This window comes from Nocardia sp. MH4 (assembly GCF_019266065.1).
GTDB lineage: Bacteria > Actinomycetota > Actinomycetes > Mycobacteriales > Mycobacteriaceae > Nocardia > Nocardia canadensis.
The window spans coordinates 93880-111026 of the sequence record NZ_LPNR01000104.1 but is presented as its reverse complement, the minus strand read 5'-3'; the positions used below and the strand labels follow the sequence as shown (position 1 = coordinate 111026).

Below are 17147 nucleotides of genomic sequence, written 5' to 3'. Positions count from 1 at the left end.
TAACCTCTGTCATCCGACATAGATATTATTTAGCACTCGACCCAGATGAGTGCAAGCAGCAGAACCAAGTAATCTGATACAGAACCACAGAATCGAGGTGAAGGCGCCGATGATCTCCCCGCACGACCCGATACCGGCAGCACAGGCGGTGTACGCGATCTCCGTAGCCGCGGAACTGGCGGGCATCGGGGTACAGACCCTGCGCCTGTACGAACAACACGGCCTGCTCACCCCCGCTCGCAGCGCCGGCGGCACCCGCCGCTACAGCGGCGACGACCTCACCCGCCTACATCGCATCACCACCCTCACCGGCGAGGGCATCAACCTGGCCGCGGTGGCCCGCATCCTCGAACTCGAGGACACCGTCGCCACACTGCGCGCCGAACGCGATCGACTACGCTCCGAACGGAAGTCGCCCCGCGCGTAAGCGCCCTAGCCGGCGGCAGCGTGCTCCGGCCCCCGCTTGTGCGCGACCAGGGCGTCGACGAGGTAGGTGTGCACCGGTAGCCAGGCGAACAGACCCGCCACGGCGATGATGCGGTCCACAACCGAGGGCACCGGATTCACCAGATCGACCCCGATTCCCTCTGCCGCGGCCTGCTGCGCACGGGCCGCCAGGTCCAGCACGGCGCGGCAGCCGAGAAATCCCGCGTCGCCGATGTCGACGACGAGGTGGCCGGTCTCGGCGGCGGCGAGGAAGGCGGCATCGAGCATGCGTCGCCACCGCGGGAGCGTGTAGGCGTCGACCTCACCGCAGACGTACAGGATCACCGCGTTGGGCCGGGCGACCAGTTCGCCCTGCAGCCGCGCGCACACCTCGGCGGGCTCGCCGGGAAGGGGCGGAAAATGGTTTCCGCCGTGACGGGAGTGGACGCTCACGAGTCCTCGAATTCTCAGGGCACCGGTGCAGGCCCCGAATGCACGATCGGCCCTGTCTCATCAAGGACGGTCGCGCCTCGATTCCACCACTGTCAGCCCTCGGTGTCAGCGACTGTGACAGCACTGTTGCCGCATAGGATCGGCCCCGTGGCTACGCGGCTGGTGCAGATCCATATGAAAGCTCGCGATGACGGTGCGCTCGGACGGTTCTGGGCGGCGGCGCTCGGTTGGGAGACGGGCAGGGAGGCGCCGGGGGTGACCAATCTCGAGCCCGAGGACTTCGCCTATCCCGATCCGAGCGCGGTCTGTATCGATGTGGTGGCCGATCCCGCGCCCAAGACGGTGAAGAACCGCGTGCACATCGACCTCGCGACCATTTCGGCGACCGAGCAGACGGAGCTGGTCACGCGACTGCGGGCGCTCGGTGCGACGCCCGCGGACGTGGGCCAGGGCGAGGTGCCGTGGACGGTGCTCGCCGACCCCGAGGGCAACGAGTTCTGCGTGCTGGAGCCTCGGGCGGTCTACCGGGGCACCGGGCCGATCGCCGCGGTGGTCGTCGACTGCGTCGATCCCCGGGCCATGGCGGAGTTCTGGGGCGAGGCGATGGACTGGACCGTGCACGAGGTGTCCGACGATCACGCGACACTGCGCTCCGCCGTCGGCGTCGGCCCCTATCTGGAGTTCCTCCGCACGCCGGAGCCGAAGACCGTGCGCAACCGCATCCACCTCGACCTGCGGCCCTATCCGGGCGACGACCACGCGGCGGAGGTGGAGCGGCTGCGGACCCTGGGCGCGACCGATCTCGACATCGGCCAGGGCGAAGTGCCGTGGACCGTCCTGGCCGACCCCGAGGGCCACGAATTCTGCGTGCTCACCCCGGCCTGACGGCAGCACACCACTCGTCGGGACAGCTCCCGGCCTCCAGCAATCGAGCGAACATCGTGTGATTGCGCCGTTATCCGCCCCTGATACGTTCGAAAAGAGGCTGGTACCAGGCGGATTGCGATCCACAATGGAGGCGTCATGAGCGTTTTGTCCGACGACTTGCAAACTCTCAGCTACGAAGCGTACGTCTATCTCTACTCGCTGGTGACGATGGAGGTGACCCGTCAGCAGCAGACGAACTCACCCGCCGGTTCCACCCCCGGTTTCGGACCTCCGAACCAGTTCCACCACATGCGCCAGTTCCCGGATGTCGAGTTCCGCGCGGTCGTGCGGCCGAACTTCGACACGCTGTACTCGTCGGCCTGGCTGGATCTGACCCGCGGCCCCGTCCTCGTCCACGCTCCCGACAGTGACGACCGCTACTACATGCTCCCGATCCTGGACGCCTGGACCGATGTGTTCGCCACCCCGGGCAAGCGGACCACCGGCACCGCCGAACAGGACTTCGTCATCGCCGGCCCCGGCTACCGCGACGAGCTGCCCGCCGACGTCACGGTGATCCGCTCCCCCACGCCTCATGCCTGGATGATCGGCCGTACCCAGACCAACGGGCCCGCCGACTACGCGGCGGTGAACAAGTTCCAGGACGGATTGCGGATCACCGAACTGGCCGACCCGCCCCCGTTCGAGCCGGATCCCGCCCTGGTCACCGAAACCGAACCACTGCGGCAGGTCGATACGATGTCGGCGACCGAGTTCTTCGACCGCGCCGCCGCCGCACTGAAAGCCGACCCGCCGCACAGCACCGATTTCTCCCAGCTGGCACGGATCGCGCTGCTGGGCATCGTGCCCGGGCAGGACTTCGACGCGACCCGCTTCTCCCCCGAGGAGCTGGAAGCGATCGAGGCGGGTGTCGCCGCGGCGCGCGCGGCGGTGGCCGCGGCAACGCCTCACCTGGCTCCGCCGGTCAACGGGTGGGTGAGCGTGCACGGCAACATCGGCGTCTACGGCAACGACTACCTCAAACGATCCGCCGTCACGCTGGTCGGGCTGGGCGCCAACCCGCCCGAGGACGCGATCTATCCGCTGCTGACCGCCGACGCCGACGGCGAACCGCTCGTCGGCGACAACGACTACGTGATCCACTTCGACGCGGGGAAACTGCCACCGGCCACGGCGTTCTGGTCGATCACCATGTACGACGCCGAGGGCTTCCAGATCCCCAACGAACTCGATCGCTTCGCCATCGGCGACCGAGATCCCTTGCGGTACAACGCGGACGGTTCACTCGACATCTCCGTCTCGCGCAAGAACCCGGGCCCCGACCTCGAATCGAACTGGCTGCCGGCGGCGAGCGGCCCGATGGGCATCACCATGCGCCTCTACGCGCCGCGCTCCGAAGCACTCGACGGCACCTGGGCGCCGCCACCGGTTCAGCGGCGCAAGGACTGAGCACCGCCGCGGCGCACGGCATAGATCACGATGCCGAGCGCGACGACGCCCGCCCCGGCCAGCACGGAGATGGCGGGCAGCGTGCAGGCCAGGACCGCACACCCGAGCAACCCGATGACCGGCACCCACCGCGGCGGGCGACCCTCCGACGAGGTCAGCGTCCACGCGGCCGCGTTCGCCACGGCGTAGTAGAGCAGCACGCCGAAGGAGGAGAATCCGATCGCGGCCCGGATGTCGGCCGTGGCCGCGGCGACGGCGACGATCACCCCGACCGTCACCTCGGCCCGGTGCGGCACCGCGAAGCGCGGATGCACCGCCGCCAGTCCGTGGGGCAGGTGGCGATCCCGGGCCATCGCCAGCGTCGTGCGCGACACACCGAGAATCAAGGCCAGGAGCGATCCGAGTGCGGCCACCACGGCACCGACCCGAACCACCGGCTCGAGCCACCCGGCGCCGGCGACCCGGACGACCTCGGTCAGCGGTGCGCTCGCCCGCGCCAACCCCTGCGGCCCCAGCACGACCACGGCCGCGACCACGACGAACGCGTACACCACCAGCGTGATGGCCAGCGCCAGCGGAATCGCGCGCGGAATCGTGCGCGCCGGATCGCGGACCTCCTCACCCAGCGTGGCGATCCGCGCGTACCCGGCGAACGCGAAGAACAGCAGGCCCGCCGCCTGCAACACCCCGAATACGGTGACCTCGGAGCCGAGTTCCAGCCGCGCGAACTCGGCGGACTCGGACGTGCACGCCGCGACCACGACCGCGGCCAGCACCGCCAGCACGATCGCTACGATCACCCGGTTCAGCAGCGCCGATTTCTGGACACCGCGGTAGTTCACCGCCGTCACCGCCACGACCGTGCCGACGGCCACCGCATGCGCGTGCGCCGGCCACGCGTAGGTGCCCACGGTCAACGCCATCGCCGCGCACGAGGCGGTCTTGCCGACGACGAAACACCAGCCGGCCAGGTAGCCCCAGAATTCGCCGAGCCGTTCGCGCCCGTACACATACGTGCCACCGGAGGCCGGGTACCGAGCGGCCAATCGCGCCGAGGAGGTCGCGTTGCAGTACGCGACCACGGCCGCCACCGCGAGCCCCACCAGCAACCACGATCCGGCCGAGCGTGCCGCCGGTGCCAGGGCCGCGAAGATCCCGGCGCCGATCATGGCGCCCAGCCCGATCATGACCGCGTCGGTGACCCCCAGGCTGCGGCGCAGGCCGGTCGGCGTTGTGTCGGACACCTTGCTCCCGTCTCGGGTGATCGCGATATCCATCAAATTCATTTGATGGGTTCGGTGTTATCCTGGATCGGTGACGTCGACTCGTCAAGCTGTTCCACCGTTTGTTCATCTGGCCGCCCATCCGGTGCGATGGCAGTTGCTCAGAGAACTCTCGGGCAGTGACTGTCGCGTCCGCGACCTCGCGACCCGCCTCGACCAGCCGCAGAACCTCATCTCCTACCATCTGCGTCTCCTGCGGGAAGGCGGGCTGGTCACCACGACGCGCAGCAGCCACGACGGCCGCGACAGCTACAACCACCTGGATCTGGACCGGTGCGCCGCCCTGCTCACCGCCGCGGGCCCCGCACTCCACCCCGCGTTGCGCCTGCACCCGAACGCGCCTGCCTTCGATCCGCCGTCGACACCGGCGGTGCTGTTCGTCTGCACCGGCAACAGCGCCCGCTCGGTGATCGCCGAAGCGCTGCTGCGCCACCGAGGTGACCACCGGGTCGACGCCGTCAGCGCGGGCACGCGCCCGAAACCGGCGATGCACCCCGCCACGATCCGGGTATTGCGCGAGGAGTTCGGCATCGACATCAGCGGACGATCTCCCCGCGCGCTGACCGAGGTCGACGACACCCGATTCGACGCGGTGATCACCCTGTGCGACAAGGCCCGCGAGGTCTGCCCCGACTTCGGCGAGAATCCCCGCCACCTGCATTGGAGTATCCCCGATCCGGCGGCAGCGGGCGAGAACTACCCGCTCTTCCGCGCCACCGCGAGCGAGATCGACACCCGCGTTCGCTACCTGCTGCCCACCCTCACCGTCCGCACGAAAGGAAGTGCGTCATGACGTCCTCCACCGAATATGTCGGCGTCCGCTATCTCGTCGACGACGTCGCGGCCGCCATCGAGTTCTATACCGGCACACTCGGTTTCACCGTGCACATCAATGCCGCACCCGCATTCGCCGACGTCGTGCGGGGATCGCTGCGGCTGCTGCTGTCCGGACCGGCCAGCTCCGGTGCGCGGGCCACCCCCGCCGACATCGCGACGCCCGGCGCCAACCGTATCCATCTGATCGTCGACGACCTTGCTGCCGAGGTCACCCGCCTGCGCGACAACGGCGTCGTCTTCCGCACCGACATCGTTTCCGGGCCGGGCGGCAGTCAGATCCTGCTCGCCGACCCCGCGGGCAACCTGATCGAATTGTTCCAGCCGGCCGACCACCCGCCGGGCCGCCACTGACCGAGGCCATGGTGCCCGCGCGGTCGCTCCACCTAGTCGTGACCGGCGGAGCGCGTAGCCGGGGAGCCGCCGTCCATGATGTCGAGCCACCAGGATTGCAGGGGGCTCGGATCGGGCCAGTCCACGAACGGTGTCTCGGGGGCGGGTTCGGGGCGCGTGGGGTCCGCGTCGAGTTCATCGGTCATGACGGAGGTCTCTCGATAATGCCGCGGCGGCCGAGGGCGCACACGCGGTCAGCCGATATCGGGCAAATGGTGGCCGACGCGGCCGACCGCGTGCAGGATCTGGGCGTTCGCCACGTCGTCCGGGGTGTCGGCCGCGATAACCAGCAGGGTCAGGTGGACGCCGTTCACGCCGACGAGGTGCATGGTGTCGGGCAACTGGCCGATGTCGGGGACCCGCAGATCGATGCCGTCGTCGTGGTCGATGCGGCGCTGGTTGCGGCTGGTCACGTTCCAGTCGAAGCTGATTCGCGCCGTCTGGCCGAGGCGGGGCGTGAGGGCGCTGATCAGATCGTGGAGTTCGGCGGTGAGGTTCACCGTCCGGGGCCACCAGGCGCCGTCGAACAGCTCGGTGTGATTTTCGCTGCCGCGCAACAGCAGTCGCGGGGTGCGGGTCGGCACCGGGAAGGGCTGCCGGTCGCCGCCCATCGCCTGGTGATCGGTGATGGGCCGCGGACTGTCCGCGGGCTCGGGCTCGGGCTCGGACTCGGCGGGGTCTGCTTCGGCCGCGGCCATCAAGGACTGGTGGGCGACCCGTTCGTCGGTGTCGGACGGAATCACCTGTAGCACCAGCATGCTCGCGTCGCGCCCGAACACATACATCGTGTTCCACAGCTCGAAGTGATAGGAATCCAGCCGGACGGTCTCTCCCGCGACGGTGATCCGCGCGGGCGCCGAGGCCCAGCACGACGGGTCGTACACGACCCGCCAGACCGGGCCGAGCCGCACGCCCAGCACCGCGAGCAAGTCGGGAAGTTCGGCGGCCAGGTCGGTCGAACGCGGCCACCAGGCACCGTCGATGTAGCGGTCTCCCGCGGAGCGTGACCGCATCCGCAGCCGCGGCGTGTAGAGCGGGGGAACCTGGTGGCGGGCGGGTGCCGCGGCGTGATGATGAGTTTCGCGAACGCGCATGTCGATCGGTCCTTTCGGCCGGGATCCGAGGAATCGGTATCAGCTCCGGGGACCTGTACACCTCCAGTAGACGCGCGAATCCCGCGGTTGTCAACGTTGTAGGTCTACACTGGCAACGACAACCGAAGCAGACGGAGGTGCCCTCATGACCGAGGCTTCGACCGATGGCGCCCGCCGTCCCCCCAGCGCGGTGACCAGGGATTCCGTGCTCATCGCGGCGCTGATGATCGTCGATCGCGACGGCGTCGACGCGCTGTCGATGCGGCGGCTGGCCGAGGCGGTCGGCCGGGACCCGATGGTGATCTACCGCCACCTGCCCAACAAGGCCGCGGTGCTCGACGGCGTAGCCGAGTTGGTGTTCGAGCAGTTGATGGTCGACGCCGACGATCCGGACTGGGCCGCACAGCTGCGTGCGGTCGCACGCTCGTTCCGCGCCCTGGCGCTCGCCCACCCGAATGTGGTCCCGCTGCTGGTGACCCGGCCGTTGTCGACCCCGCTCGGCATGCGCCCGATCGCGGTGGTCCGGCCACTCGAGAACATCCTGCGGCTGCTCACCAACGCCGGTTTCGCCGGCGCCGACGCCCTGCACATCTACCGCGCGCTGTTCGGATTCCTCTACGGCCACGTGCTCAACGAGCTCCAGGAGGTGATCGAGCGGCCGGAGGAGTCCGACGAGGTCCTGCGCCTCGGCCTGCACCGTTTGCCGATCACCGAATTCCCGCTGGTGCGCGAACTCGCCCCGGTGCTGGCCGCCTACGATGGCGCGGCCGAACTCGAGCGCGGCCTGGACATCCTGCTCACCGGTCTCACCGCGACCCTGACCTACCCCGCGGGCTGACACCCGCCGGCTCGGCCCCGCCCTCGGACTCCCACCGCTGCTCGGCGGACTCGCCGTCGAGGTCGGCCGGGACCACTCGCAGGTGGAGCCGGTAGCCGTCGACGCCGAGCACATCGACGGTGTGCGGGCGCATGTAGTGATAGCCGTCCAAGCGCACCCGATGACCCCGATTGTCGAAAGTACGTGCGGTGGCCGACCATTCGCCGATGTTGTAGCTCAGCCGATGAATCGGTCCGCGCCGGGTCTCGAGCCGCGCCAGCAGGTCGGGCAGCTCGGCGACCAGGTCTGCGCCGTGCGGCCACCAGGTCGTCGAGGCGTCCGCGTGTGGTCCGGCCGATATCCGCGTCATGATCCGGCGCTCCTGTCCCGGCTCGCGCCGACTCCGTCGCACGGCAGTCACCGCGGAGGTCTATGTCGTTAGTCTACGCTGTAGACGTCAGTTGTAGGAGTACGTAGAATCACTATTACGACCAGGCGAGGACCCCCATGGCCATTACCGAAGTCGCGGTTTACGCGCACCTGAGCAAAGCCGATGTCGAGGCGCTCGGCGAGGAACTCGACGCGATCCGTCGCGATATCGAGGATCGGCGCGGCACCCCCGACGCCGACTACATCCGGCGCACGATCGCCTTCCAGCGCATCCTCGACGCGAGTGCGCGGTTGCTCCTGGCGAGCAGCGGCTCACGACTGGGCTGGCTCGTCGGCACCTCGGCGCTGGCCGCGGCCAAGAGCATCGAGAACATGGAGATCGGCCACAATGTGTCGCACGGCCAATGGGATTGGATGAACGATCCCGAGATCCATTCCCGCACCTGGGAATGGGACATGGCCGGGGTGTCGTCGCAATGGCGCTACTCGCACAACTACCGCCATCACATGTTCACCAACGTGGTCGGCATGGACGACGACGTCGGCTTCGGCGTCATCCGGGTGACCAGGGACCAGCAATGGCGCCCTCGCCTGTTGCTGCAACCGCTGCAGAACCTGCTCCTGGCAGCCACTTTCGAGTGGGGCATCGCCCTGCACGGCCTGTACTCCGAACGCGACCGCGCCGCGACCGACGCCGAGAAGACCGCGCACACCAAGGCTTTGGTCCGCAAGATCGGCAGGCAGGCCGCCAAGGACTACCTGTTCTTCCCGATCCTCAGTAGACGGCGCTGGCGCCGCACCCTGACCGCCGACATCGCCGCCAACGCGCTGCGCAACATGTGGGCCTATGTCGTGATCTTCTGCGGCCACTTCCCCGATGGCGCAGAGAAGTTCACACCGGAAGCGATCGAGCACGAAACCCACGGTGAGTGGTACCTGCGTCAGATGCTCGGCACCGCCAACTTCGACGCGGGCCCGATCCTGGGCTTCCTCAGCGGCCATCTGTCGCATCAGATCGAGCATCACCTCTTCCCCGACCTGCCCAGCAACCGCTATGCCGAGATCGCGGTGCGGGTGCGCGCGCTCTGTGACAAGTACGACCTGCCCTACACCACGGGCCCCCTGCCCAAGCAGTACCTGCTCACCCTGCGCACGATCAACAAGCTCGCCCTCCCCGACTCGTTCCTGCTGGCGACCAGCGACGACGCGCCCGAAACCGCGTCCGAGCGCAAGTTCACCACCGTGACACCCGCCGAGCCCGGCGCGATCCGGCGCGGCCTGCGCACCGCCTTGCGCTCGCGGTAGGTACCCGGTCTCGGTGCACCAACCTTCGATGAGCACCGATGCTGTCTGCCCCATCGCGGCGGTACCGAACTCCCGGGATTCCTGTCACTGATGCGCGGCGTGCCTGGGGCTCCGCGCCTCTCCCTTGCGCACCGGCGCGGAAAGACCCGAGCCTCGCCCGCCCGGCGCCGGCCAGTCCTGCGGGATGCCCAAGATGGCGCTCACGCCGCGGATCGCCGACAGCACCGCGTGCAGGTCGTCGAATCCCTGTCCGAAGGCTTCGGTGCGGTCGTCGATGCGGAAGGGGCACAGGCAGGTGTGGGGACTGTACGGGTCGCGGCGGGGGCGACCGAGCACGATGACCACGGGGCCGGCGGCGGTGTCGACGGCTCGTGCGCCCAGCGGCGGGCCGAACTCGCGGGCGTGCGCGGCGGGGGCGCCGCCGATGCGGGGGCGGGCGGCCACGGGTTCACGAGGCCGATGGGGGTCGTCCGCGTTGTCCGGGGAGCCGAATCGGGCTGTCGCACTGTGGATGTCGATCAGGGCCGCGTAGACCGCCGACAGCCGGTCCGGGCCGCGGACTCGATGGGTGCGCGTACCCGCGACGCGATAGGTGCAGTGCCAGTCCTGTGTCATGGCGTCCTGCCGGGGATCGGCGATCTCCACCCCGAACTCACGGTCGCCGTCGCGGACGGTGCTCGCCACGACTACTTCGCCCAGCTCACTGTTCACAGTTCCTCCTAGGGGTCCAGCGAAAAGTCGCGCCGTCGGGCCAGATGTGCCCGTAGTGCGCAGGGAGTTCGCGCCGCGCCCGGGCGCAGATGGGTGCGATCGCGATGCTCGGCCGTCAGCGGACGGTGACCACCCGGGAATGCCGGCCGGTGGCGCCGTCGGGGAACGGCGCGGCGCGGGTCTCGGTCTGGACGACACCGGTGCCGTCCACGGCACGGACGCGCAGGGTGTGCGTACCCGGCATGGCATCCCACGTCCAGGTCCACTGCCGCCAGGTATCGAGGGAATAGGCCGTGGCCAGCGTGGCCTGCCGCCACGGTCCGTCGTCCACCTGCACCTCGACGGCGGTGATCCCGCGGCCCTGTGCCCAGGCGACGCCGGCCACGGTCACCGGTCCGGCGGCGAGGTTCGCGAACGCGGCGGGGACATCGATCCGCGACGCGGTCTTGATCGGTGCCCGCTCCGACCAGCCGCGCTCGGTCCAGTACGCGCGGGCCTGGTCGAAGCGGGTGAGTTCGAGGTCGACGACCCATTTGGTGGCCGAGACGTAGCCGTAGAGTCCGGGCACGATCATCCGCACCGGATAGCCGTGGGCGACGGGCAGCGCCGCGCCGTTCATGGCCACCGCGAGCAAGGCGTCCGGGTTGCCCAGGACCGCGTCCAGCGGGGTCCCGGCGGTGAAGCCGTCCACACTGCGCGACAGGATCATATCGGCGCCGGGCGCCGGACCCGCTTCCCTGAGCAGGTCGGTGAGGCGATAGCCGGTCCAGGTGGCCGTTCCGGCGAGCGTGCCGCCGACCTCGTTCGACACACAGGTCAGCGTGATCAGTGATTCGACGGCGCGGCGCGCGCTCAACGCGTCGAAGTCCAGCACGATCTCCCGCGCCACCATCCCGTGGATGCGCAGCCGCCACTGCGCGCGGGTCAGCGCCGGCAGTTGCAACGCCGTGTCGATGCGGTAGAACTCCGCGGCCGGGGTGACGAACCGGGTCAGGCCGGGCACCGGGAGATCCATCTCGGGCAGGACCGGCGGTGCCGGGTCGGCCACGCGCGGCGGCACGAAAGCCGCTCGGTCCGCGCCGATATCGCGCAGTCGGCTACCGATGACGCGCCCCGCGGCGCCCGCGGCCACCGCACCGGCGGTCACTCCCGCGACCGCCAGCAGGAAGCCACGCCGGGTGAGACCATCTCCGGGTCGCCGAGCGGCCGGGACGACGAAAAGCAGACAGAGGGTGGCGATTCCCGCGGCCGTTCCCGCCACCGCGGGTATCGCGAAGTCCGGTCCCGCGGTCGGCCGCAGCACCGCGAGAACAGCGACTGTGGTCCCGAACCCGGCCAGGACGACGGCGCCCCGAGCCGGGCTGCGACGCGCGAGCAATCCGATCAGCGCGGCGGCCGCCACCATGACTACGGCCATCGTGATCGCCAGCGCCAGTTTGTCGTTGGTACCGAACCAGCGGATGGCACTGTCCTTCAACCACTTCGGCGTGTGGTCGACGACGGTGGCGCCCAGCACGAAGAACGGGGAGGCGGCCGGATCGAGAACCGCCGCGACCAGGTGTCCGATGCCGAGCACCGTCGCGGCGGCGGCCGTCGCGGCGAGCGCTGCGGTGGCGCGGCCCAGCGGCCGTGGGGTGTACGCGTTGCGGCGGACCATGCTGTCACTCCTGAGGTATCGAGTGTCGGCGCGGCCCGCCGCGGGCGGGTCAGCCGACTGTCATGCTGACGATCACCGGTGTGGTGGGGCCGGCCGAACCACCGGCGGGTTCGACGGTCACCGCGAGGGTGTCGGCGGCGTCGACGGCGGTGACCACCGAGGCCGGACCTTCCATCACCGCAACCGAGCGGGGGGCACCGCCGGTGGGAATGCGCCACAACTGGTACGCGCGGTCGGCGGACAGCGCGGGCATGTCCTGGAACGACACCGCCGCGGCGCCCAGTGCCGTGGACTGGTGCACCGTCATCGCGCCGCCGCCGGTGATCGCGACCGACGACTCCCGGCTGTCGGGCTGGTCGAGCACCTGTTGCGCGGTGATCGCGCCGGTGCCGTCGTTCGTGCGGTCGATCACGACCGCGACCCCGGTGCCGATGCCGACCGCGACGACCGCGGCCGCGGCGGCGGTCAACCAGCGCAGTCGCCACCCTTTGCCCTGCGTGTCCCGCCGGGTCAGCGGGCGCACCTGCGGATCGAGCCGGTCCAGCGCCCGCATCAGCGCGGCTTCGAGCCGGGCGGGTGGGGGCACCGAGTCGGACACCGTCAACGCGGCCATGGTCTCGCGAATGCGCGACACGGCGGCGAGGAACTCCCGCGCGCGCTCGGGATCCGCGGCCGCGAGCTCGTCGTCGATAGCGCGTCGCTGCTGGGGATCGAGCGCGTCGAGGGCGTAGGGGTAGGCGTCGTCGAGCAACGGCCGAGGGGTCCGCCGATCTGTCTCGCTCATCGGGAATTCCCTCCGGTCAAACAGTTTTCGAGTCGCTTCAAGCCGTCCCTGATCCGGCTCTTCACCGTCGGCAACGGCACGTCCAGGGTCTCGGAGACCTCGGCGTAGGTGCGCCCGCTGTAATAGGCCAGCGCCACCGCCTCGCGCTGCAGCTCGGTCATCGTCGCGAGACAGTCCTGGACCGACTGCTCGTCGAGCCGCTGGGTGACCTCCTCGGCCACGGTGTCGTGGTCACGGCCCAGATGGGTGTGCCCGAACACCAGGTCACGGCTGGTCGCCGACTGTTCGGCACGCACCCGGTCGACCGCGCGGCGGTGGGTCAGCATCATCAGCCAGCCGATCGGGCTGGCCTTACCCACGTCGTACTCCCCCGCCAGCGACCAGGCCTGCAGGAACACCTCCTGCGCGATGTCCTCGGCCGCGCCGTGGTTGCGCACCACCCGCAGCGCGAGTCCGAACACCCGCGGACTGGTCGCCCGATAGAACTCGGCGAACGCCGTCCGGTCCCCGGACGCGATCGCGCCGAGCAGCGTCACCAGCCGCGCTTGCACGGCGTGGTCGGGCTTGGCGGGCGCCGGGCATGCGGGCGCCGGATCGGTCACCACGCGCAACCGGATCGGCGAGGAGCCCGGGCGGTTCGTCATCGTGTGGTCCCTGCGTGCATCAGCATGAGAGGGATTTCGGCCAGCCCCGCGGTACGGATGGGCGCCGCCGAAAACTTTCTTCCGCAACTCTACGGTTCCCGGCGGCGTGACCATCGTCGACCTCACGCCGCGGGCGGCATGAGCACGCTGTCGATCATGTAGACCGTCGCGTTCGCCGTGCGCACGCCACCGCAGACCACGGCCGCGTCACCGACCTTCAGGCTGTCCCCGGAGCCGGTCACCGTGACGGCCGCGCCCTCGACGGTCTTGTGCGTGCCCGCGACATCCTGGGGCGCGAGCTGACCGGGCACCACGTGGTAGGTCAGGATCTTGGTGAGGGTGGCCGAATCGGTCTTCAGCGACTCGATGGTGGCCGGGTCGATCTTCGCGAACGCGGAGTCGACGGGCGCGAAGACGGTGAACTGGCCGCCGTTGAGGGTGTCGACCAGGTTGACCTGGGGATTGAGTTTGCCCGACACCGCCGCCACCAGCGTGGTGAGCATGGGGTTGTTGGACGCGGCGACCGCGACCGGGTCCTGAGCCATCCCGCTCACCGAGCCGGGGCCGCTGGGAACCTGGGCGGCGTATTCGGCGCACCCGGGCCCGACGAGACCCGACGCGCCGGAGCCGTTCGCCGCGGACGCGGTCATCGACGAGGAGGAGGTCGTCGCCGAGGTGGTCGCGGACGAGGTGGTCGAATCGTCGTCGGAACAGGCCGAGGCGCCGAGTACCGAGCCGAGAAGGGCTGCCGCCACGAGGGTGCTGCGCAGGGTTCGCATGGTCGTTCCGTCGCTTCCGAAAGGGCGGCGAGAGTGCCGCGCTGATGTGGACGCAACGGAGTTCGGCCAGCCCGCCCGGCCGGATGGCTCGGGATCGAGACCCGGTTCACCGGACACCCGGCGGGTGACGAAGCCGTCAGGGGGTCGGTGTCGCCACGCGTCGCAATTCAGGCACTATGGGGGTTATGCCCCATTCGAATCCTGTTGCCGCGTGGAAGTCCCTGCGTGATGGAAACGACCGTTTCGTCACCGATACCCTGCAGCACCCCAGCCAGGGTGCCGCGGATCGCGCCAAGCTGGCGGGTGGCCAGCAGCCCTCGGCGATCCTGTTCGGGTGTGGTGACTCCCGGGTCGCCGCCGAGATCATCTTCGACCGGGGGCTCGGCGACATGTTCGTCGTGCGCACCGCCGGTCATGTGGTGGACAGTTCGGTGCTCGGCTCGATCGAGTACGGCGTCGCGGTACTGCAGGTGCCGCTGATCGTGGTCCTCGGCCACGACTCGTGCGGCGCGGTGGCCGCCACCATCGATGCCCTCGACAACGGGACGGTGCCGGGCGGTTTCATCCGTAGCGTGGTCGAACGCGTCACCCCGTCGATCCTGCTCGGCCGCCGGGAAGGTCTGACCAACGTCGACGACCTGGAAGCCCGTCATGTGGAGGAAACCGCGCGCCTGCTCATGCAGCGTTCGTCGACCATCTCCGACCGCGTCGAGGCGGGCCAGCTGGCCATCGCCTGCGTGACCTACAACCTCGCCGACGGGCGCGCCCAGCTGCGCAGCGTCATCGGCGACATCGGCGAAGTCGCCTGAGCGGGTCGGCCGGTTCCGCCTCTCCGGGACCGGCCGACCAGCACCACCTCGTCAGGCGTATTCGGGACAGAACTGCATCTGGGCAGCGACGACGAGGTAGGCGGCGTCGCGGCTCGAATACCCCTTCTCGGTGAGCGCGGTCGCCATCTCGACATCGGTCGCCCCGGCGGCGCGTTCCTCGCAGATCGCCACGCCCATGTCGAGCGCCGCCTGGCGTGAGGAGTAGTAGATCCCCTCGCGGTCGAGTGTCGCGATGAACGCGTCCTGCTTGGTCGTGTTCTGGCTGTTGCTCGACGCGCTCGGTGTCGAGGGCGCGGTACGTGGAGCGCTGGTGCGGGGTGCGCCCGAACCCGGTGGCGGCTCGGCGGGCCCACCCGGCGGTGGCGTGCTCACCGCGGTCCGGCCGGTGTCCTGGGTGTCTCCGGCGGCGAGCAGCACCGAGGTGGCGCACCCGCCACAGACCAGCAGCAGAACACCGACAACCGCGAGCAACACCCACAGGGTCGTGTTGTCGCGGCGCGGCGGCTGCGGTGGATAGGCCGGGTAGGGCGCGGACGGATACTGCGGTGGAATCGGCGGCTGGGTCACGAATCTCCTTCGGTGCGAGACGAACAGCGGTGCAAGATCGCCATTCACCGCACCCGCGTTATCAACGACCCGCGCGCCCGATTCCCGGTGCCGCCGCGCGTGCGCGTCAGTAGACGGTGATGCGCAGCGCACGCATCTTCGCGTAGAGCGTGGTGCGCGAGATCCCCAGGGCCTGCGCGGTTTTGACCTTGTTGCCCTCGAATCGGCGCAGCGCCTCGACGATGACGTCGCGTTCGGCGCGGTCGATCGGCATGAGTTGCCGGATCGGCTGCTGCGTGCGGTAGGCCTCGGGGAGGTCGTTCACGACGACCGCGCCGCTTCGCCGGTGCCGGATGACGTCGGTGACGACCGCGCGCAATTCGCGCAGATTGCCGGGCCAATGATGCGCGGACAGCGCCGAGAGCGCGCCCGGGGTGAAATACAGCGAGCTGTCCGCGCCCGCCTCGCGTAGCATCGCCGCGACCAGCGCCGGGATCTCGCCGCGGCGGTTGCTCAGCGGCCCGAGTTCGACGCGGTCGGTGCATTCGGCGGCCAGCGCGGCGGCCCGGCCGGTGAGGGTGTCCACCGCTCCGGTGACCAGCACGACGCGCGGCACCTGCCGGTCGGCGACATGGGTGGCGACGAGATCGATCAGATCGTCGGGCAACAGGTCGAGGCCGTCGACGCACACGGTGCCCTGCCGGGCGCGGACCAGCGCGGCGAAGTCACGGGCGAAGACGTCGCTGCCGTCGAGCAGGGCGTTGGCGGCGGTCAGGACGGTGACCGGCTGCTCGGTGGCGTGTTCGCGCGCGGTGCGCGAGCGCCCGGAACCCGGTGGTCCCGCGACCAGGAGCGGGTCGCCGGGCTCGAGCGCCCGGCGGGAATAGGCGATGCTCGCCCGTTCGCGGGGTTCGACGTTGAGCAGGGTTCCCCCGGCCGGACCGCCGACCCGGGTCGCTTCGACCCGCACCGCCAGCCCGGACTCCAGCGTCAGATCGAAGACCGAGCTGCGCCGCACATCCGGTGCCATCATGCGCAGCAACGCGACGTCGGTGGCGCCGAGCAGGTCCGCGGCGGCCTGGTTGGACATGAGCAGGTCGCGCCCGATGGCCAGCACCGCGCGGCGGCGGGTGCCCGCGGCCTGGAACGCGGCGAGCAGTTCCTTGTCCGACACGCGGGAGCCGTCGAGCAGTCGCTGCTCGATGTCGGCGACCGCGCGGGCGACCAGCGGCGGCAACAGCGGGCTGGCTTCCCGGGCCACCGTCGACAGATCCAGCACACCCTCGATCCGGCGGGTGGTGGGGTGGAAGATGGGATGTCCGTAGCAGCTCATGCGCCGCAGTGGGACAGCGAAGTGCTCGTCGCCGTTGACGGCGATGCTGGTGCGGGTCTCCAGCGCCACCCCCGGCGCGGTGGTGCCGACCGCCTCCTCGAGCAGGGAGGCACCGATGTCGACGCCGAGGTCGTCGAAGACCTTGCGGGCACTGCGATTTCCGCACCACTGATGCGCGACGCGGCCTTCCCGGTCGATGACGATCGTGGTGAAGTCGGTGCCCTCGAGTCGATGGTTGAGGTCGTCGAGGACCACCGCGGCCGCGGCCATCAGCGGACTGGTCTCGTCGATGTCGACATAGCTGATCGTGTCCAGCGCCGAGCCCGGCTCCAGTCCGGCCATCGTCGCCCGATGCCAGGACGCGGCGATCGGTTCCCGCTTGGCCACCATGCCGTTCACCTCGGGTTCCATGCACTCACCGTAGCAATGGTGACCGGGGTCACGATTGTCCAGTTTCTGAACAGTCGCGTCAGCCCACCGTTGCGACTGTGGTTCGGCGTCGCTCCGGACGGGACGCATCGACGAGGATCA

Annotated in this window: 20 protein-coding genes; 8 read left to right on the top strand and 12 right to left on the bottom strand. The window is 69.7% G+C overall.

The features are described 5' to 3' along the window. Window positions 1-109: 109 nt before the first annotated feature. Window positions 110-427: a MerR family transcriptional regulator gene (locus ATM97_RS17955; RefSeq protein ID WP_218719173.1), complete on the top strand. Its 318-nt coding sequence runs from the start codon at window positions 110-112 to the stop codon at window positions 425-427. Between the two features lie 5 nt (window positions 428-432). On the opposite strand, the gene ATM97_RS17950 is transcribed toward ATM97_RS17955, so the two are convergent. After that, window positions 433-879 (bottom strand): STAS domain-containing protein, encoded by a 447-nt coding sequence (locus tag ATM97_RS17950; RefSeq protein WP_218719172.1) that lies wholly within the window; start codon window positions 877-879, stop codon window positions 433-435. Window positions 880-1026: 147 nt separating this feature from the next. On the opposite strand from ATM97_RS17950, the gene ATM97_RS34470 reads away from it, so the two are divergent. Both ATM97_RS34470 and ATM97_RS17935 read left to right on the top strand, forming a co-directional pair. Then, window positions 1027-1764, top strand: a complete 738-nt coding sequence (locus tag ATM97_RS34470) for a VOC family protein (protein ID WP_308248533.1) — start codon at window positions 1027-1029, stop codon at window positions 1762-1764. 138 nt (window positions 1765-1902) lie between these two features. After that, on the top strand, window positions 1903-3216 hold the full coding sequence (locus ATM97_RS17935) for a DUF1254 domain-containing protein (RefSeq protein WP_218719171.1): 1314 nt from the start codon (window positions 1903-1905) through the stop codon (window positions 3214-3216). Here the strand turns inward: ATM97_RS17935 and ATM97_RS17930 are convergent. Continuing rightward, window positions 3198-4460 (bottom strand): APC family permease, encoded by a 1263-nt coding sequence (locus ATM97_RS17930; protein WP_308248532.1) that lies wholly within the window; start codon window positions 4458-4460, stop codon window positions 3198-3200. The two genes, ATM97_RS17935 and ATM97_RS17930, sit on opposite strands and share 19 nt — an antisense overlap. A gap of 70 nt (window positions 4461-4530) precedes the next feature. Here ATM97_RS17930 and ATM97_RS17925 point away from each other — a divergent pair, with 70 nt between their 5' ends. Both ATM97_RS17925 and ATM97_RS17920 read left to right on the top strand, forming a co-directional pair. Next, a complete protein-coding gene (locus ATM97_RS17925; RefSeq protein WP_218719169.1) occupies window positions 4531-5292 on the top strand; it encodes a MarR family transcriptional regulator in 762 nt (253 codons plus the stop codon). Further along, complete coding sequence (locus ATM97_RS17920; RefSeq protein WP_218719168.1) at window positions 5289-5687, top strand: VOC family protein; 399 nt, start codon at window positions 5289-5291, stop codon at window positions 5685-5687. The genes ATM97_RS17925 and ATM97_RS17920 overlap by 4 nt, the downstream gene beginning before the upstream one ends. Before the next feature lie 32 nt (window positions 5688-5719). Here the strand turns inward: ATM97_RS17920 and ATM97_RS17915 are convergent, their stop codons facing one another. Further along, a complete protein-coding gene (locus ATM97_RS17915) occupies window positions 5720-5872 on the bottom strand; it encodes a hypothetical protein (RefSeq protein ID WP_218719167.1) in 153 nt (50 codons plus the stop codon). A 48-nt stretch (window positions 5873-5920) separates the two neighbouring features. Next, window positions 5921-6820, bottom strand: coding sequence for a DUF5994 family protein (locus tag ATM97_RS17910; protein ID WP_218719166.1), 900 nt, complete (start codon window positions 6818-6820; stop codon window positions 5921-5923). A gap of 145 nt (window positions 6821-6965) precedes the next feature. On the opposite strand from ATM97_RS17910, the gene ATM97_RS17905 reads away from it, so the two are divergent. Further along, window positions 6966-7658 carry a TetR/AcrR family transcriptional regulator C-terminal domain-containing protein gene (locus ATM97_RS17905; RefSeq protein WP_218719165.1) on the top strand — a complete coding sequence of 231 codons (693 nt, stop codon included), beginning with the start codon at window positions 6966-6968 and terminating at the stop codon, window positions 7656-7658. Here the strand turns inward: ATM97_RS17905 and ATM97_RS17900 are convergent. Beyond that, window positions 7627-8007 carry a DUF5994 family protein gene (locus tag ATM97_RS17900; protein ID WP_218719164.1) on the bottom strand — a complete coding sequence of 127 codons (381 nt, stop codon included), beginning with the start codon at window positions 8005-8007 and terminating at the stop codon, window positions 7627-7629. The two genes, ATM97_RS17905 and ATM97_RS17900, sit on opposite strands and share 32 nt — an antisense overlap. Window positions 8008-8144: 137 nt before the next feature. Between ATM97_RS17900 and ATM97_RS17895 the strand changes: the two genes are divergently transcribed. After that, complete coding sequence (locus ATM97_RS17895; RefSeq protein WP_218719163.1) at window positions 8145-9332, top strand: acyl-CoA desaturase; 1188 nt, start codon at window positions 8145-8147, stop codon at window positions 9330-9332. Between the two features lie 84 nt (window positions 9333-9416). Here ATM97_RS17895 and ATM97_RS17890 read toward each other — a convergent pair whose 3' ends face one another. The 5 genes from ATM97_RS17890 to ATM97_RS17870 form a co-directional block, all read right to left on the bottom strand. Beyond that, window positions 9417-10043 (bottom strand): hypothetical protein, encoded by a 627-nt coding sequence (locus tag ATM97_RS17890; protein WP_218719162.1) that lies wholly within the window; start codon window positions 10041-10043, stop codon window positions 9417-9419. A 115-nt stretch (window positions 10044-10158) separates the two neighbouring features. Then, the gene (locus tag ATM97_RS17885; RefSeq protein ID WP_218719161.1) at window positions 10159-11700 is read right to left on the bottom strand and encodes a molybdopterin-dependent oxidoreductase; all 1542 of its coding nucleotides are present in this window, start codon (window positions 11698-11700) and stop codon (window positions 10159-10161) included. 49 nt (window positions 11701-11749) lie between these two features. After that, a complete protein-coding gene (locus ATM97_RS17880; protein ID WP_218719160.1) occupies window positions 11750-12484 on the bottom strand; it encodes an anti-sigma factor domain-containing protein in 735 nt (244 codons plus the stop codon). Then, on the bottom strand, window positions 12481-13128 hold the full coding sequence (sigK, locus tag ATM97_RS17875) for an ECF RNA polymerase sigma factor SigK (protein ID WP_218719159.1): 648 nt from the start codon (window positions 13126-13128) through the stop codon (window positions 12481-12483). The genes ATM97_RS17880 and sigK overlap by 4 nt, the downstream gene beginning before the upstream one ends. Before the next feature lie 122 nt (window positions 13129-13250). Then, the gene (locus ATM97_RS17870) at window positions 13251-13907 is read right to left on the bottom strand and encodes a fasciclin domain-containing protein (RefSeq protein ID WP_218719158.1); all 657 of its coding nucleotides are present in this window, start codon (window positions 13905-13907) and stop codon (window positions 13251-13253) included. Window positions 13908-14092: 185 nt separating this feature from the next. Here ATM97_RS17870 and ATM97_RS17865 point away from each other — a divergent pair, with 185 nt between their 5' ends. Next, a complete protein-coding gene (locus tag ATM97_RS17865) occupies window positions 14093-14716 on the top strand; it encodes a carbonic anhydrase (RefSeq protein WP_218719157.1) in 624 nt (207 codons plus the stop codon). A 51-nt stretch (window positions 14717-14767) separates the two neighbouring features. On the opposite strand, the gene ATM97_RS17860 is transcribed toward ATM97_RS17865, so the two are convergent. Next, on the bottom strand, window positions 14768-15304 hold the full coding sequence (locus ATM97_RS17860) for a DUF732 domain-containing protein (protein ID WP_218719156.1): 537 nt from the start codon (window positions 15302-15304) through the stop codon (window positions 14768-14770). 106 nt (window positions 15305-15410) lie between these two features. Next, window positions 15411-17027 (bottom strand): sigma-54-dependent Fis family transcriptional regulator, encoded by a 1617-nt coding sequence (locus ATM97_RS17855; RefSeq protein ID WP_255587959.1) that lies wholly within the window; start codon window positions 17025-17027, stop codon window positions 15411-15413. Window positions 17028-17147 lie beyond the last annotated feature (120 nt).

What these genes read in the sequence shown, in the direction of transcription:
- ATM97_RS17955 (WP_218719173.1), top strand. Translation starts at nt 110, where the DNA reads ATGATCTCCCCGCACGACCCGATACCGGCAGCACAGGCGGTGTACGCG.
- ATM97_RS17935 (WP_218719171.1), top strand. Translation starts at nt 1,903, where the DNA reads ATGAGCGTTTTGTCCGACGACTTGCAAACTCTCAGCTACGAAGCGTAC.
- ATM97_RS17920 (WP_218719168.1), top strand. Translation starts at nt 5,289, where the DNA reads ATGACGTCCTCCACCGAATATGTCGGCGTCCGCTATCTCGTCGACGAC.
- ATM97_RS17915 (WP_218719167.1), bottom strand. Translation starts at nt 5,872, where the DNA reads ATGACCGATGAACTCGACGCGGACCCCACGCGCCCCGAACCCGCCCCC.
- ATM97_RS17910 (WP_218719166.1), bottom strand. Translation starts at nt 6,820, where the DNA reads ATGCGCGTTCGCGAAACTCATCATCACGCCGCGGCACCCGCCCGCCAC.
- ATM97_RS17905 (WP_218719165.1), top strand. Translation starts at nt 6,966, where the DNA reads ATGACCGAGGCTTCGACCGATGGCGCCCGCCGTCCCCCCAGCGCGGTG.
- ATM97_RS17900 (WP_218719164.1), bottom strand. Translation starts at nt 8,007, where the DNA reads ATGACGCGGATATCGGCCGGACCACACGCGGACGCCTCGACGACCTGG.
- ATM97_RS17895 (WP_218719163.1), top strand. Translation starts at nt 8,145, where the DNA reads ATGGCCATTACCGAAGTCGCGGTTTACGCGCACCTGAGCAAAGCCGAT.
- ATM97_RS17885 (WP_218719161.1), bottom strand. Translation starts at nt 11,700, where the DNA reads ATGGTCCGCCGCAACGCGTACACCCCACGGCCGCTGGGCCGCGCCACC.
- ATM97_RS17880 (WP_218719160.1), bottom strand. Translation starts at nt 12,484, where the DNA reads ATGAGCGAGACAGATCGGCGGACCCCTCGGCCGTTGCTCGACGACGCC.
- sigK (WP_218719159.1), bottom strand. Translation starts at nt 13,128, where the DNA reads ATGACGAACCGCCCGGGCTCCTCGCCGATCCGGTTGCGCGTGGTGACC.
- ATM97_RS17870 (WP_218719158.1), bottom strand. Translation starts at nt 13,907, where the DNA reads ATGCGAACCCTGCGCAGCACCCTCGTGGCGGCAGCCCTTCTCGGCTCG.
- ATM97_RS17865 (WP_218719157.1), top strand. Translation starts at nt 14,093, where the DNA reads ATGCCCCATTCGAATCCTGTTGCCGCGTGGAAGTCCCTGCGTGATGGA.
- ATM97_RS17855 (WP_255587959.1), bottom strand. Translation starts at nt 17,027, where the DNA reads ATGGAACCCGAGGTGAACGGCATGGTGGCCAAGCGGGAACCGATCGCC.